The organism is Yinghuangia sp. YIM S10712, from assembly GCF_051388935.1.
In the GTDB taxonomy this organism is placed as follows: domain Bacteria; phylum Actinomycetota; class Actinomycetes; order Streptomycetales; family Streptomycetaceae; genus Yinghuangia.
In genome coordinates this window covers 81118-95199 of the sequence record NZ_JBPKBI010000006.1, presented here as the reverse complement: position 1 = coordinate 95199, position 14082 = coordinate 81118, and the positions used below count along the sequence as shown (strand labels likewise).

The window sequence follows — 14082 nt, the reverse complement described above, 5'->3', positions numbered from 1 at the left end:
ACTCACCCGCCCATTGGGGGCGAACTCGGCGCCGGAGCAGCGGCGTTCGGGGCCCGGTCGGCGGCTGCGGGCACAGGCGACCCGGACTGCCATGCCGCCAACTGGGCAACCACCCACTCCGTGACCGGCGCCGCACCCGGCTCGCCGCGAAGGGACAGGAAAATAACGGGGGTTCCCGGACGCATGCGGGCCGCGTCGCGGTCCATGACACCGAGGTCGGCACCGACCAGCGGGGCGAGATCGGTCTTGTTGATCACCAGCAGGTCCGAACGCGTCACCCCCGGGCCGCCCTTGCGCGGCACCTTGTCGCCGCCGGACACGTCGATGACGAAGAGCTGCACGTCGGCGAGGCCCCGGCTGAACGTCATCGTGAGGTTGTCGCCGCCTGACTCGACGACGATCAACTCCAGGTCGGGGAAGGCGGTTTCGAGGTCTTCGACAGCGTCGAGGTTGCCGCTGATGTCGTCGCGTACCGCCGTGTGCGGGCAGCACCCGGTCTGCACGGCGGCGATGCGGTCGGGGTCGAGGACGCCCGCCGCACGCAGGAAGTCGGCGTCCTCGGTGGTGTAGATGTCGTTGGTGACCACGGCGAGCGACACGCTTCCGGCCAGCGCCCGGCACAGGGCGGCGACCAGTGCGGTCTTGCCGGAGCCGACCGGTCCGCCGATGCCGATGCGCAGCGCTCGTGAGCCGGGCACGACGGGCGGGAAGCCGTACGCACGGCCGCCGTTGCCGGGGTTGTGGTCAAGATGCAAAGTGAACGACCTCCTCGCGGGCGTGCAGTTCGGCGCAGACGTCGAGGCCGGGCGACGACCATGCGGGCAGGCGGTCCCAGGCTCCGTCCGCGCGCACGGTCCGGGCCGCGTCCGCCGCCTCGGCCGCGACCTGGTCGCAGTGTCCGGCCATCTCCGCGAGGACGACGGTGACCGCGATCGGGTCGAGCGAGAGCAGTTTGACCGCCGCCGATGCCGGGCCGTTGACGGCGTTGGTGGCGGCCAGAACGGCCGCGTCGCGTTCGTCGAGCCGGGCCCGGGTCGCCGCCGCGCCGAGCATGACCGCGTGGTGCGGCGCGACGCCGAGCGCGGTCCAGGGTTCGTCGGGCCACGCGGCGCGCGCGATGCGGCGCAGCGATCGGCCTTGCGCGCGCGACGCCGCACGGGCCGGGGCCGACGGGGTGCGCGCGTCGAGTTCGGCGTCGAGTTCGGCCCAGGGGCCGGACACGTCGAGTGTGTACGGCCCGGCCACGAGTGCCGCACATGCGGCGAACGCGGCCTGCACGGTGCCGTTTCCGTACAGCCGCCCGAGCAGGAAGTCGCCGAGTGTGTCGAGGTCGTGGACCTCGCCGCGCGCCACCGCGTTCTCCAGCCCGCCCGAGTGGGCGTGGCCCCCTGCGGGGAGTCGTGAGTCGCCGAGGAGGAGAAGCCCCGCGCCCATGTGCACCACCTCTTCCACGTACTTGTCCGCCGCCGTCAGAACAGGAAATATCGCTGGGCCATCGGCAGGATCGCCGCGGGCTGCGCCTCCACCTTCTGTCCGTCGATGCGCACCGCGAATGTCCCGGGGTCGACCTCGATGTGCGGCATCGCGTCGTTCAGGGGCATCGCGCTCTTGCCGCGCCCGCGTACGTCGGCGACGGGAACGAGCCTGCGGCGTACGTCGATTCGCTGGTCCAACCCGTCGTCAAGCGCGGCCGGTGCCACGAAGTGCACGCTGGTCGCCGCCGCGGAGCGTGCCGCGGCGCCGAACATCGGGCGCGGCAGCACCGGTTGGGGTGTGGGGATGGACGCGTTGGCGTCGCCCATCGCCGCGTAGGCGATCGCGCCGCCCTTGATGACGGCGTGCGGCCGTACCCCGAAGAACGCCGGGTCCCACAGCACCAGGTCGGCGAGCTTGCCGACCGCGACGGACCCGATCTCGTCGTCGAGGCCGTGGGCCACGGCCGGGCAGATCGTGTACTTCGCGACGTAGCGCCGCGCCCGGAGGTTGTCGGACGCCCCGTCGCCGGGCAGCGCGCCGCGCCGCAGTTTGTTGACGTGCGCGGTCTGCCACGTCCGCATGATCGTCTCGCCGACGCGGCCCATCGCCTGGCTGTCGGAGCCGATCATCGAGATCGCGCCGAGGTCGTGCAGCACGTCCTCGGCCGCGATGGTCGAGGGCCGGATGCGGGATTCGGCGAAGGCCAGGTCTTCGGGGATCGACGGGTTGAGGTGGTGGCACACCATGAGCATGTCGAGGTGTTCCTCGACGGTGTTGACGGTGTGCGGCCGGGTCGGATTCGTCGACGAGGGAAGGATGTTGGGCATGGACGCGACCGTGATGATGTCCGGTGCGTGCCCGCCGCCCGCGCCCTCGGTGTGGTACGCGTGGATCGTCCGGTCGCCGATCGCCGCGAGCGTGCCCTCGACGAAACCGGTTTCGTTGAGCGTGTCGCTGTGCAGCGCGACCTGGACCCCGGCGGCCTCCGCGACGCGCAGGCTCGCGTCGATCGCGGCGGGCGTCGAACCCCAGTCCTCGTGCACCTTGAACCCCGCGGCGCCCGCCCGCAGTTGCTCCCACATCGCCTCTTCGGAGACGGTGTTGCCCTTGCCGAGGAGCACGAAGTTGACCGGGACCGCGTCCAGCGCCTCCAGCATGCGGGCGAGGTGCCACGCGCCGGGCGTGACGGTGGTCGCCTTGGTGCCCTCGGCCGGGCCGGTGCCGCCGCCGATCATCGTGGTCACACCTGCGCCCAGCGCCTCGGCGAACTGCTGCGGCGCGATGAAGTGCACGTGGCAGTCGACGGCGCCGGCGGTGAGGATGCGGCCGTTGCCGGAGATGATCTCCGTGGACGGGCCGATGACCAGGTCGGGGTGGACGCCGTCCATCGTGTCGGGGTTGCCGGCCTTGCCGATGCCGGCGATGCGGCCGTCGCGGATCCCGACGTCGGCCTTGACGACACCCCAGTGGTCGAGGATGACCGCGCCGGTGATGACCGTGTCGGGTGCGCCTTCGGCGCGGGTGGCGACGGACTGCCCCATCGACTCGCGGATGACCTTGCCGCCGCCGAAGATCGCCTCGTCGCCGGCCGCGCCGCGCGGGCGGCACAGGTCTTCGGTCACCTCGACGACGAGGTCGGTGTCGGCGAGTCGGATGCGGTCGCCGGTCGTGGGGCCGTAGAGCAACGCGTAGCGGTGGCGGTCGATTGATGTCACGGCGCCGCCTCCGGTCCGGGCACGGAAATCGCGTCCGGGTCGTGCCCGTTCGCGGATGCGTCCATCGGGTCCAGCCGTCCTCCGCGCCCCTCCTTGAGGCCTGGGACGACGCGCGCACCGGCCAGCGGTACGAGCGCCACCTCCCGCGCGACACCGGGCTCGAACCGCACGGCGGTGCCGGCCGGGACGTCGAGCCGGTGCCCCCACGCCGCGCCGCGGTCGAAGTCGAGGGCGTCGTTTGCTGCCGGGAAGTGCAGGTGCGAGCCGACCTGGACGGGTCGGTCCCCGGTGTTGAGGACGCGCAGCACGGTGACCGGCCGCCCCGGGTTCAGCGGCACCGGCTCGGCCCCGAGCAGGAGTTCGCCGGGAACCACCGGCTTGCCCAGAGGCCTCGCCGCGGACCTGACGGCGGGTTTGGCGGCGGTCCTGGCGACGGCGTTGGCCGAACCCTTCCCGCTGGCGCGCCCGGAAATCCCGCCGCTCCCTTTGCCTTTCGGCGCCCCGCCGCTCATGGGATCGGGTGATGGACCGTCACGAGCTTCGTCCCGTCCGGGAATGTGGCCTCCACCTGCACCTCCCCCAGCATCTCGGGGACGCCGTCCATGACGTCGTCCCGCCCGAGGACGTGCCGCCCGGCCTCCTGGAGGTCCGCGACGCTGCGGCCGTCTCTGGCGCCTTCGAGCAGGAACGAGGAGAGCACCGCGACCGCCTCGGGGTAGTTCAGCCGCAGTCCGCGGTCTCTGCGCCGCTGGGCGAGGTCGGCGGCGTACGACAGCATCAACCGCTCCTGCTCGTGCGGGGTCAGCAGCACGCGTCGGTCCCCCTTTGTTCGGGTCAAGCGGTGCCCAGGTCAGGCAAGTGCCCGGTGCAGCCGGAGCCTCCTGGCTGTCCCGAGAATCGCCGCCCCGTGTTAACCACCGGTGCGGCGATTGTTACCGCGATGTATCCAACTGCTCACGCCGTGCGACGACACGGGTTGACCAGCGGTTTCTCCGCTCGACCGTGGGCGCAGACGCGGGCGGAGTCCGATTCGCGCGCGCGAATCGGACTCCGTCCGGCGCAAGAGAGCCCGAAGACCGCGTCAGAAGCCTCCGCCCGGGGGCGCCTCGATGTCGTCCGCGGGCTCGAAGCCGAACACCTTGCCGAAGAACCACAGTTCCGCCTCGCGGCAGCGGATGATGTTCTCCGCCTTGCGGAACCCGTGCTGTTCGCCTTCGAACGCGAGGTAGACGTACGGCAGTCCCTTTTGTCGCACCGCCTCGACGATCATCTCCGACTGCGACGGCGGCACCACCTCGTCCTCCAGGCCCTGGAACACCGCGAGCGGGCATGTGAACGCATCGGTGTGGTTGATCGGCGACAGCTCCTTGTAGCGCTCCGCCGCCTCCGGGTAAGGCCCCACCAGCCCGTCCAGATAACGTGATTCGAACTTGTGCGTGTCCCGCGCCAACGCCGCCAGGTCCGCGACGCCGAAGTGGTTGGCGCCCGCCGCGAAGGTGTCGCCGAACGCGAGCGCCGCCAGCGTCGTGAACCCGCCCGCCGAACCGCCCCGGATGGCAAGCTTGTCCGGGTCGACGACGCCGGTCGCCGCGAGGTGGCGGGCTGCCGCGTCGGTGTCCTGGACGTCGACAACTCCCCAGGCGTTCCGCAGCAGTTCGCGATAGGGCCGCCCATAGCCGGTGCTGCCGCCGTAGTTCACCTCGACCACCGCGAACCCGCGCGTGGTCCAGTACTGGTTGCCGAGCGTCAGCATCGCGCGCGACATCGCCGTCGGACCGCCGTGCGTGGTCACCAGCAGCGGAGGCAACGTCCCTTCCGGCGCCCGGACTTCGGGGTTGCGGGGCCGATAGAGGATGCCGTACGCGGTACGCCCGTCCGCGGACGGGAACGCTATCGGCTCGGGAATCGAGAACCACTCGCGGCCCACCACGGAATCCCGTGCCGGACGCAGCCGTTCGAGCAGCGCATGGCCCGCGTCGTCGCGGGACTCGGCGAGATCCGACACCCCGTACTCGGTGTCGTCCGGATCCCGGTCGTCGTCGTGCTCCTCCTCGGCCGCGTCGGCGCTCTCGTGCGCCTGCGGCAGGAAGATCCCCAGCGGCTCGGCCTCCTCGGCCGGTCCCGCTCCGATCACTACGATGTCCGCGCCGCCCTGGGGCCCGGCGGCGACCCGGTCGACCCACGTCAGCCCGGTGACCAGCGCCTGAGGCGGCTCCTCGGGGCGGTCCGGGTCGACGATCGCCAGGTCGTACAGCCCGTTCTGGGCCAATGCGCACGCCACCCGCCCGTCGGCCAGGAACGCGAACCACCGCATGCCGAACACCCATGGGGGACCGCCGATTTCGCCATCGACGGGAGCGACCACCTCGACCTGGCCGCCGGCGCCGACCCGGTGCAGATTCCACCATCCGCCGCGCCGGTCGGAGGAGAACCACAGCGCTCCGTCGGGCGCCCAGGTCGGCTGCAACACCGCCTCACCGGGTCCGCCCGCGACGACCTCGGCACCGGTGAGCTCCGGCGCGCCCCCGACCGACGGGTCCACGACATCGACGCGCGCGACGACCAACTCGGTGGCGTCCCAAGGCATGTTCGGGTGGTCCCACTGCGTCCACGCCAGCGCGGACCCGTCCGGGGCGACGCGCGGCGCGGCGACGAAGTCCGGTCCGGTCACCAACACCCGTACCGAAGAAGGGTGTTGCATGCCCGGACCGCCGTTCAGCGGGACGGCGACGATCTCGTTCACCGCCTCGCCGTGCTCGGCGACCACGTCCGGCTCGTGGTTCTCCCGTACCGCGACGACCCACGCGTGCTCGCCCCACACGCCGGGAGGCACGATCTCCAGGTCCGCATACCGCAGTCCGTGCGACACGGTCGGCTCCGGCGTGACCGGCACGGCGTGCTCCGCCCCGGGATCAAGGCGGTAGAGGCGCTGGTCCGCCCAGTTCGCGTACACCAGCACGCCGCCGTGGACGGTCCACGCCGCGCCGCCGTACTCGTGCACCCGGTTCCGCGCCGACACCCCGTCCGGCAGGATGTCGGTACGGCTGCCGTCCGCGCCGCGCCGCACCAACTGCTCGCGCCCGCCTTCGGCCGGCCGCGACTCGGACCACCACACGTCCGCGCCGTCGACCCGCACCTCCCCCGGTGTCGCTGCACCGGCAACCAGCGCCTCCGCGGTGATCGGAGACGGCCAAGACCCGTACGGAAGTTCGGTCTGAGTGCTCATGCCACCGATTCTGTCGCGCACCGCGCCCGGAGGCATCGCAGACACCGTTTCCCGCGCCGGTGGCGCGCTGCCGAGTGGCCGACGCAACAACGGGTCGCGCCAGGACGCGGAGCAGAACCAGGCCCGTGGGCAAGTGCGCCACGCGGCAGCAGATTGTCGGTGCGCGCGCCGACCGATGAATCTCTCGGCGATTTCAGGTCGTCAAGTACGGCGGCAACACCCATCGCAGGACATGATGGGTCGGTTCGTTGGCCCCCCCTTCACCGGTGCCGGCCGACCGGGCATGCCTCCTTGAGGATGTGACATGTTGAACAACGAACCGGATGCCGTGCTGGGGCCGTTCTCGTCTCCGGACGCGCGGGCGACGCCGTGGGCGTCGGTGTTGGCGACCATCGGTGAGGCGGAAGTGTTCTGGCTGTCCACCGTGCGGCCTGACGGGCGACCGCACGTGACGCCCGTGTTGGCGGCCTGGAGTCTGGGCGGCTTGTGCTTCACCACGGGCGGTCAGGAGCGCAAGGCGCGAAACCTCAAGCGCAATCCCCACTGTGCGCTGACGACCGGCACGAGTGCCCTGACCGGCGTGGACGTCGTCATCGAGGGGGTCGCGTCCGTGGTGGACCGGCGGTCCGAACGGGAACAGGCCGTCGCGGACTTCGAGCGGAAGTACGGCGCACATCTCACCAACCCGGAAGGCACCTGGTACGGGTTGGGCGAAGCCGTCATCGCCGGCGACGTCAGGCTGTACCGGGTCGCACCGACCGTCGGCTTCGCCTTCGGCAAACTGCCGACGTCCAGCCAGACCCGCTATACGTGGCCGAGCCGGTGACGACGATGCCCTCGTTGCAGCGCAAGGTCCAAAGCGTCCTCGACGAACTCGTCGACACCGGAGCCGAGACCGGCTTGCAGGTCGCCGTCCGCCACCAGGGTGTCCTTGTCGTCGACGCCGTCGCCGGAGTCGCCGACAGTCGGACCGGGCGCCGGGTGACCCCTCGGACGCCGTTCTTCAGCTTCTCCTCCGGCAAGGTCATGACGTCGCTGATCGCCCACCTGCTCGTCCGGAGCGGTGCGATCGGATACGACACACCCGTGGTCGATGTGTGGCCGGAGTTCGGCGCCAACGGCAAGGCGGCCGCGACTCTTCGGCACGTGCTGACACACTCGGTCGGCGTACCGGCGATGCCTGGTGGCATCGGCCCCGCCGACCTGCCCGACTGGACGCGGGTCTGCGCCGCGATCGCCGACGCCGAACCCCGGTGGCCGCCCGGTACGAAGACGGGGTACCACTCGTTCACGTACGGCTTCCTGGTCGGCGAGATCGCACGCCGGGCCACGGGCAGACCGATGCGGCACCTCTTGCGCGAGTGGGTCACCGTGCCACTGGGCATCGAAGGCGACTTGTATTTCGGTGTGCCCGAAGCCGACCTGGCCCGACCGGCACGGCTCGAAGACGCCGCACCGCCCCCGGCCGACCCACCGGACGGCGGTGCCGTGCTCGCGCCCTGGGAAATGCAGCCGACCGCGGCCATGGGCAACAGCCACGAGATCCTGCAAGCGGACATCCCCTCGGTCGGCACCTTCACCGCGCGGGGAATGGCGGCCATGAACGCCGCGGTCCTCGACGGCCGGCTCGTCGACCCGCACCGGCTCCAGGAGTTGACGGCAGTGGCCTTCGAGGGCACCGATCAGGTCTTCGGCGGCGCTGCGCGGCTGGCCCTGGGCTATCCGCTCGGCCGTATCGGCACTCGGCCGGACGAGACACCCACGACATTCGGCTGGGTCGGTGGCGGCGGCAGCTACGTCTATGCCGACACGGCCACCGGCACCTCCTTCGCGATGACCAAGACCCGTCTCACTCCCCACTTCGACACCGCACAACGCCTCGCGGACCTGACCGCGGCCACGATCAACTCCCGTGCCTGAGTCATCGGCACCGAAGCCGGTTCCGTACGGGGCCTGAGCAATCGGTGGAGCCGCTCGCCGTTCCGTGCGCCGTCGCCGCCGGACGGATCGGCACCCGCCGACAGGCCCCGTCGGCAGGCCCGGTCGGCACCGGACTCCGTAAACGCCCGGCAGTGGTTGCGGCCACCGGACAGGGGAAGACCGACCGCCGCCACCGGGCGGCTGCCGGTGTCGATGGCCTCCGGCAGTAGCGATGGCCGCCGCTCCGAGCGCCCCGGCGAAACTCCGTCGACTCGCCGCGCCGCACCCCCGACAATAGGGGGATGCCGACAGATCTCGACATCCGCGGCTCGGTGGTTCCCGCGGCCGAGCTGTCCTGGCGTTTTTCGCGTTCCTCTGGTCCCGGCGGTCAGTCCGTCAACACCACGGACAGCCGCGCCGAGGTGTCCTTCGACCTCGCCGCGACCACCGCGCTGCCCGACACGCTCAAGGCCCGTGCGCTGCGCAACCTCGCCGACCGGCTGGTGGACGGCGTTCTCACCGTCGCCTCGTCCGAGCAACGTTCGCAACTGATGAACCGTCAGGCAGCCTGCCGCAGGCTCGCCGAGCTGCTGGTCGCGGCGACCGCGCCGCCGCCGCCTCCGCGCCGCCCCACGCGGCCCAGCCGCCGCGCGAAGGAACGTCGGCTCACCGAGAAGTCCCGCCGCAGCGACATAAAACGCCTCCGGCGCGCACCCGACGCGTAGGACCGGTCCGCGGCGGCCCCTGACCGGCCCGGCTACCGAACCACACGCGACACGGAAGACACGAACAGCCTCGGCGACGCCGTTCCGGTCCCGCGCCGCGCGACCAGCCCGTCATCGCATCCCCGAACCACGCCGCAGCGCACCGACGCATCGGTCGACCCGGCATCGGCCGGCCCGAAGGCCCGGATCTCAGCTCGCCCCGGCACGCCGCCCAAGGCACGGCTTATGCCGCAAATGTCACGATTCATTGGCCACAATCAGTCATGGCCAGCGACCCGAATGCCCAAAATCATCCGCATTCTCCGCAGGACCCCGTGTCCAAGTCCGGTGCCGAGCTCGAACGGCTGCGCAGGCACAAGTCCGGCCGGGTCGTGCGCGGTGTGCGTACCGCCGGGTCGATCGTCCTGGTGTTCGTCGCATGCCTGGTCTCGATCGCCGCCGTCGTCGCGGTGTGGGCCGACGAGCAGGTCGAGGACACCGACCGCTACATCGCCACCGTCGGGCCGCTGGCCCGCGACCCGGCCGTGCAGCGGGCCGTCAGCGACCGCGTGACCAGCGCCATCACCGAGCGAATCGACATGCAGAGCGTCACCGACGCGCTCGCGAACACGCTCACCGAGAACGGCCTGCCGCCCGGCATCGCGGACCAATTGCGGCGGCTGTCCGGCCCCCTCGAAGAAGGCGTCGAGGAGTTCGTGCGCGACGAAGTCGACACCGTCGTACGCAGCGACGCCTTCGCCGACGTGTGGGTGACCGCCAACCGCCAGGCGCACGCGGCGATGGTGAAGGCGCTCACCGGGCAGGGCAACGAGGCGATCGACGTCGACGACGGCACGATCAGACTGCAACTCGGGCCGCTGGTCTCGAACGTGCAGCAGCGGCTTGTCGATCAGGGCTTCAGTCTCGCCCAGGCGATCCCGGAGGTGGACAAGTCCATCGTCCTCGTGCAGTCCGAAGAACTCGACGAGGTGCGCGGCTACGTCGAGTTGCTGCACGCGGCCGGCTGGTGGCTCCCGCCCATCGCCCTGGCCCTCGCGGCGCTGGGCGTGTGGCTCGCGCCGAACAGCCGCAGGGCGGTCCTGGGCGTCGGCCTGGGCGTGCTCGCCGCGATGGTGCTGCTGGCCGTCGCTCTGACGATCGGCCGCCGCATCTACCTCGACCGGCTGCCGGGTTCGGTCGACGGCGCCGCCGCCGCGGCGGTCTTCGACGCACTGGTGCGCTTCCTGCGCGAATCCGCGGGCACGCTCGGTGTCCTGGGCGCGGTGACCGCGCTGGCCGCGCTGCTGTTCGGTCCGTCACGGCCCGCCGTCGCGGTCCGCCGGGGCGCGAGTGTGCTGCTCGGGCGGGTGGGGCGCACGGCAGCGGACGCGGGCGTGCGCACGGGCGCGGTCGGCTCGTGGATCGCCGAACGCCGGCACGCCCTCTACATCGGCGTTGTCGCGCTCGGCGGCGTGTGGCTGCTGCTGTGGAACCATCCGACCCCGGGGTCGGTGGTGCTGGTCGCGGCGGTCGTGCTGCTGGTGCTCGTCCTCCTGGAGATCGCCGCCGCGGCAAGCCGCGGCGCCCCGGAGGCGCCGGCGACGTGGACGGCGGAGGACATGGAGTCCCGGACGACGGGCCGCACTTGGCCGAGGAACCCTCCAACATAGAACACACGTACGCGCTCACGCCGCTGTTTCCGCCCGATCGCACAGTGTCTTCGTGACGTGCCACAACAGTCGTCCGTTTCGACTGTCACACGGTGTTCTTGTCTGGACTTCGCCCGCAGCCGAGCAGCAACATGCACAGACGCGCAAATCCGACCGGCAATACACCACGTCGGTTGTCATTCCGGATCACAGGCGGAAAAGCATGGATGCTCCACCATGAGGCGCTCCACACTGGCCATCCAAGCCATTCCGCACTTTTGCGGATCCAGGGATGCACAATCCCTCAGCAGCCGCACCGGAGCACACGTGCGACGCACCGACGAAACACCGCTCGACACCTCGTACGCCGACCCCGACCGCCTGCCCGCAGGGCCGGTCCTGGTCCGGTGGACGCTGCCGCCGACCGTCGCCGCGGTCCCGGAACTCCGCCACCGCGTGCGCGATGTCCTGCGCAACTGGCACATCCACCCCGAACTCCAGGACACTCTGCTCCTGGTGACGACCGAACTCGTCTCCAACGCCGTCCGGCACGCCGCGGTGCTGACGGAGCGGGTCCGCGTCATCCTCGCCCTCAGCCCGGGGCGGATCCGCCTCGACGTCGCCGACGACCACCCGTTCCGGCCCAAGGCGCTGACGGACAGCGGCACGGACGCCGAGGACGGCCGCGGCCTGCTCATCGTCAAGCTCACCATCGCCGAGGCGAAGGGCGCCATCGACGTCCTGCCGTCGGCAACCGGCAAGACCATACGCGTACGCGTCCCGGTCGCCCTCGCTCCGTGACGCGGGTCAGGCCGGGACCACGCGCACCGGAACGCTGTCGAGGGTCCGTGACACGTGCGCGAGCCGCCGCCGCGGCTCGCCGGTGAGTTCGATCCGGGCAACCTTCGTCACCAGTGCCCCCAGCAGGGCCTTGGCCTCCAACCGGGCCAGCGCCTGGCCTGCGCAGCCGTGGGTCCCCGACCCGAACGCGAGGTGGTCGACGGGGTTGCGGCGTACGTCGAAGCGGTCCGGGTCCGCCCACTTGCGCCCGTCCCGGTTCGCCGAGCCGAACAGCAGCATCGCCCGCGCGCCCGCCGGCACCCTGACACCGTCGACGTCGGCGTCCCGCACCACCGCGCGGAACGACGCCTGGAACGGCGCGTCATAGCGCAGGACTTCCTCGAACGCGCCCGGGATCAGCGTGGGGTTGTCCCGCAACGCCGACCATTCGTCCGGGTGTTCGGCCAGGAGCAGCAGTAGTTGCGCGAGGGCGTCGGAGGTGGTTCCCATGCCGGAGACCAGGAACGTCAGGATCACCGACATCGCCTCGACGTCGTCGACCTCGCCGCGGTCGGCCGCCGCGAAGACCTTGGCGCCCATGCCGTCCGGGTCCAGGCCGCGGCGCGTCACGACACGCACGACGTACTCGGCCAGTTCGGCCATGAGCGGCGCGCCCGCGGCCGAACGCTCGTTCGCCGGACCGAAGTTGTCGAACACCGCCGCGGCCCACAGCGGCAGCCGCTCGCGGCCCTGCGCGGGCAGGCCGACGAGGTCGCCCAGGATCCGGACCGGGAACGTCCGCCCCCAGTCGGCGACCGCATCGAACGACTCGCGCTCGACGAGGTCCTTCACCAGTTCGTCGGCGCGCCACCGGATCATGTCGCCGATCCGCGGCAGGTGACGCGGCCCCAACTGCTCACCCATCAACCGCCGGTAGCGGTCGTGCTCGGGCGGGTCCACGCTGCTGGGCAACCCCGCCTGCACGGGGTCGTCCTGGGGCCGCAGGCCCACCCCGCCGGCCGAGGAGAAGACCGCCGGGTCGCGCAGGGCGTCGCGCACGTCGGCGTAGCGGGCGATCGCCCACACGTCGTACGCGGGAATGTGCACCGCCGCTCCCGCGTCGCGCACGCGCTCCCAGGCCGGGTACGGATCCGCGAGCACAGCGTCCGCGAAGGGGTCGAACTCCGGTGCGAGCGGGGCGACCGCGCCGACCGGGACGTGCTGCGCACTCACACGCACCTTCTTCCTCGGCCCTGGTACGGCCGTCACAGCGTCGCCGAGGCGCGGGACAGCCGCTCGGAAAACGCTGCGAGCAAGGTAGTGCCAATTCGGCGTCCCGAGAAGACCCTTACGAGAAGTCCGTATGACAAAGAGTTCATCGAACCGAATGTCCGGTTGGTCGGGAGCGGGCACGGCCGCCGCCACAACCGGAGGCGCGACCACCACGACCACGCCCTGCGCTGCGCGCACCCACGCGCCCGACCGCGGCAACTCCCTTGCGGGGCCGGACGGATGGGCGCCCATGGCCCGCGGGCGCACTTCGGGACGACCGAGGACCCGTCGTCAACGGTCGCGGGTCTCGATGCCGTCGCTACCCCCGCCGACAGGCAGACGGGGTTCATCGGCGGGCCGCTTGCCGCCTGAACGGTTGCTTCCACTTCCGTGGCACGGGCCCGGCCGGCAGCGCCGCGCCTGCACGCCGCTGCCGCGCCGACGAATGAGCCCAGGCAGACTTCTTTGCCGCGCGGTCTACGGCACCGGGTCGTGCCCGCCCGGGTGCCGGCGGTTGCAGCGCGACAGGCGGCGCAGCGTCAACCGAGCGCCGCGCCACGCACCGTGGCGTTGCAGCGATGTGGCCGCGTACGTCGAACACGACGGCGTGTAGCGGCAGACCGGCTCGCTGCGCGGGCTCACCGACAGCCGGTACCAGCGCACGGCGCGGAAGATCGTGCGCGCGGCACGGCCCTCGGGAAGGGTGCGGTCGGTGTGCGACAGCGGCTTGCGGTGCGCGTCGGTGCGGACCGGGCGGCCGACGACCGCGCGCAGCACCGACCACACCGCGACGAACGGCAGGACCAGGACGATCCGCAGCAGGCACGGGTCGCACCCGCCGCAACCGTCGCCGCCGCCTCCGCTGCCGCCTCCGCGACCGCCTCCCCCGCCTCGGCCGCCGCCGCCTCCGGGCATGCAGCCGCAGCCGTCTTTGTCACCGCCGGAGCCGGACGAACCCCCGGATTGCCCTGACGGGCCGTCGGATCCGCGCCCCTCGCCGCGACCGCCGCCGAAGGGACCGTTTCCCCCACCGCCCGATCCACCGCCCGATCCGCCGCCCGAGTCGAGCAGCTCCCCCACGAGGTCGTCGTCATCGGTCTCGCCGCACGGACGCATGCACGGATTCCGGAACGGTTCGCGGCAGTCCCGCTGGTGCTGGACCGGCTGCTGCCCGCCGGGGCCGAACGGGTTGCCCCCTCCGCCGCCGGGCGGCCCGCCGCCGTAGGGGTTGTTCGGGTGGTACGACATCGACCGGGTCCTCCTCTGCTCGTGTTCCGGCGGACCCTATCGACAGCCCGCACCCCACGAGAGAGCACGACCTCCCCGCCCGGTTCCCGGGC

The 14082-nt window shown here is 71.8% G+C and carries 13 protein-coding genes; 5 read left to right on the top strand and 8 right to left on the bottom strand.

Features of this window, described 5'->3' with window-relative positions; all coding sequences use genetic code 11:
* Positions 1-2: 2 nt before the first annotated feature.
* From ureG to ACRX5W_RS15460, 6 genes are all read right to left on the bottom strand, one after another.
* Entirely contained in the window at positions 3-755 is a 753-nt protein-coding gene (gene ureG / locus ACRX5W_RS15485) for an urease accessory protein UreG (protein ID WP_436788702.1), read from the bottom strand.
* A complete protein-coding gene (locus tag ACRX5W_RS15480) occupies positions 745-1434 on the bottom strand; it encodes an urease accessory protein UreF (RefSeq protein ID WP_436788915.1) in 690 nt (229 codons plus the stop codon). Before ACRX5W_RS15480 ends, ureG begins: the two co-directional genes overlap by 11 nt.
* Positions 1435-1469: 35 nt before the next feature.
* The gene (locus tag ACRX5W_RS15475; RefSeq protein WP_436788701.1) at positions 1470-3191 is read right to left on the bottom strand and encodes an urease subunit alpha; all 1722 of its coding nucleotides are present in this window, start codon (positions 3189-3191) and stop codon (positions 1470-1472) included.
* Complete coding sequence (locus ACRX5W_RS15470; RefSeq protein ID WP_436788914.1) at positions 3188-3565, bottom strand: urease subunit beta; 378 nt, start codon at positions 3563-3565, stop codon at positions 3188-3190. The genes ACRX5W_RS15475 and ACRX5W_RS15470 overlap by 4 nt, the downstream gene beginning before the upstream one ends.
* Before the next feature lie 134 nt (positions 3566-3699).
* Entirely contained in the window at positions 3700-4002 is a 303-nt protein-coding gene (locus tag ACRX5W_RS15465) for an urease subunit gamma (protein WP_358359342.1), read from the bottom strand.
* A 270-nt stretch (positions 4003-4272) separates the two neighbouring features.
* Complete coding sequence (locus ACRX5W_RS15460; RefSeq protein ID WP_436788700.1) at positions 4273-6417, bottom strand: S9 family peptidase; 2145 nt, start codon at positions 6415-6417, stop codon at positions 4273-4275.
* A gap of 304 nt (positions 6418-6721) precedes the next feature.
* Between ACRX5W_RS15460 and ACRX5W_RS15455 the strand changes: the two genes are divergently transcribed.
* The 5 genes from ACRX5W_RS15455 (at position 6722) to ACRX5W_RS15435 (ending at position 11491) form a co-directional block, all read left to right on the top strand.
* Complete coding sequence (locus ACRX5W_RS15455; protein ID WP_436788699.1) at positions 6722-7243, top strand: pyridoxamine 5'-phosphate oxidase family protein; 522 nt, start codon at positions 6722-6724, stop codon at positions 7241-7243.
* A complete protein-coding gene (locus ACRX5W_RS15450; RefSeq protein WP_436788698.1) occupies positions 7228-8337 on the top strand; it encodes a serine hydrolase domain-containing protein in 1110 nt (369 codons plus the stop codon). The genes ACRX5W_RS15455 and ACRX5W_RS15450 overlap by 16 nt, the downstream gene beginning before the upstream one ends.
* Before the next feature lie 302 nt (positions 8338-8639).
* Entirely contained in the window at positions 8640-9062 is a 423-nt protein-coding gene (gene arfB, locus ACRX5W_RS15445; RefSeq protein ID WP_436788697.1) for an alternative ribosome rescue aminoacyl-tRNA hydrolase ArfB, read from the top strand.
* 314 nt (positions 9063-9376) lie between these two features.
* The gene (locus tag ACRX5W_RS15440) at positions 9377-10711 is read left to right on the top strand and encodes a hypothetical protein (RefSeq protein WP_436788696.1); all 1335 of its coding nucleotides are present in this window, start codon (positions 9377-9379) and stop codon (positions 10709-10711) included.
* A 306-nt stretch (positions 10712-11017) separates the two neighbouring features.
* Entirely contained in the window at positions 11018-11491 is a 474-nt protein-coding gene (locus tag ACRX5W_RS15435; RefSeq protein WP_436788695.1) for an ATP-binding protein, read from the top strand.
* A 6-nt stretch (positions 11492-11497) separates the two neighbouring features.
* On the opposite strand, the gene ACRX5W_RS15430 is transcribed toward ACRX5W_RS15435, so the two are convergent.
* Together ACRX5W_RS15430 and yidD are read right to left on the bottom strand one after the other, a co-directional pair.
* On the bottom strand, positions 11498-12703 hold the full coding sequence (locus tag ACRX5W_RS15430; protein ID WP_436788694.1) for a cytochrome P450: 1206 nt from the start codon (positions 12701-12703) through the stop codon (positions 11498-11500).
* A gap of 516 nt (positions 12704-13219) precedes the next feature.
* Positions 13220-13990: a membrane protein insertion efficiency factor YidD gene (gene yidD, locus ACRX5W_RS15425; protein ID WP_436788693.1), complete on the bottom strand. Its 771-nt coding sequence runs from the start codon at positions 13988-13990 to the stop codon at positions 13220-13222.
* Between the last annotated feature and the right edge of the window lie 92 nt (positions 13991-14082).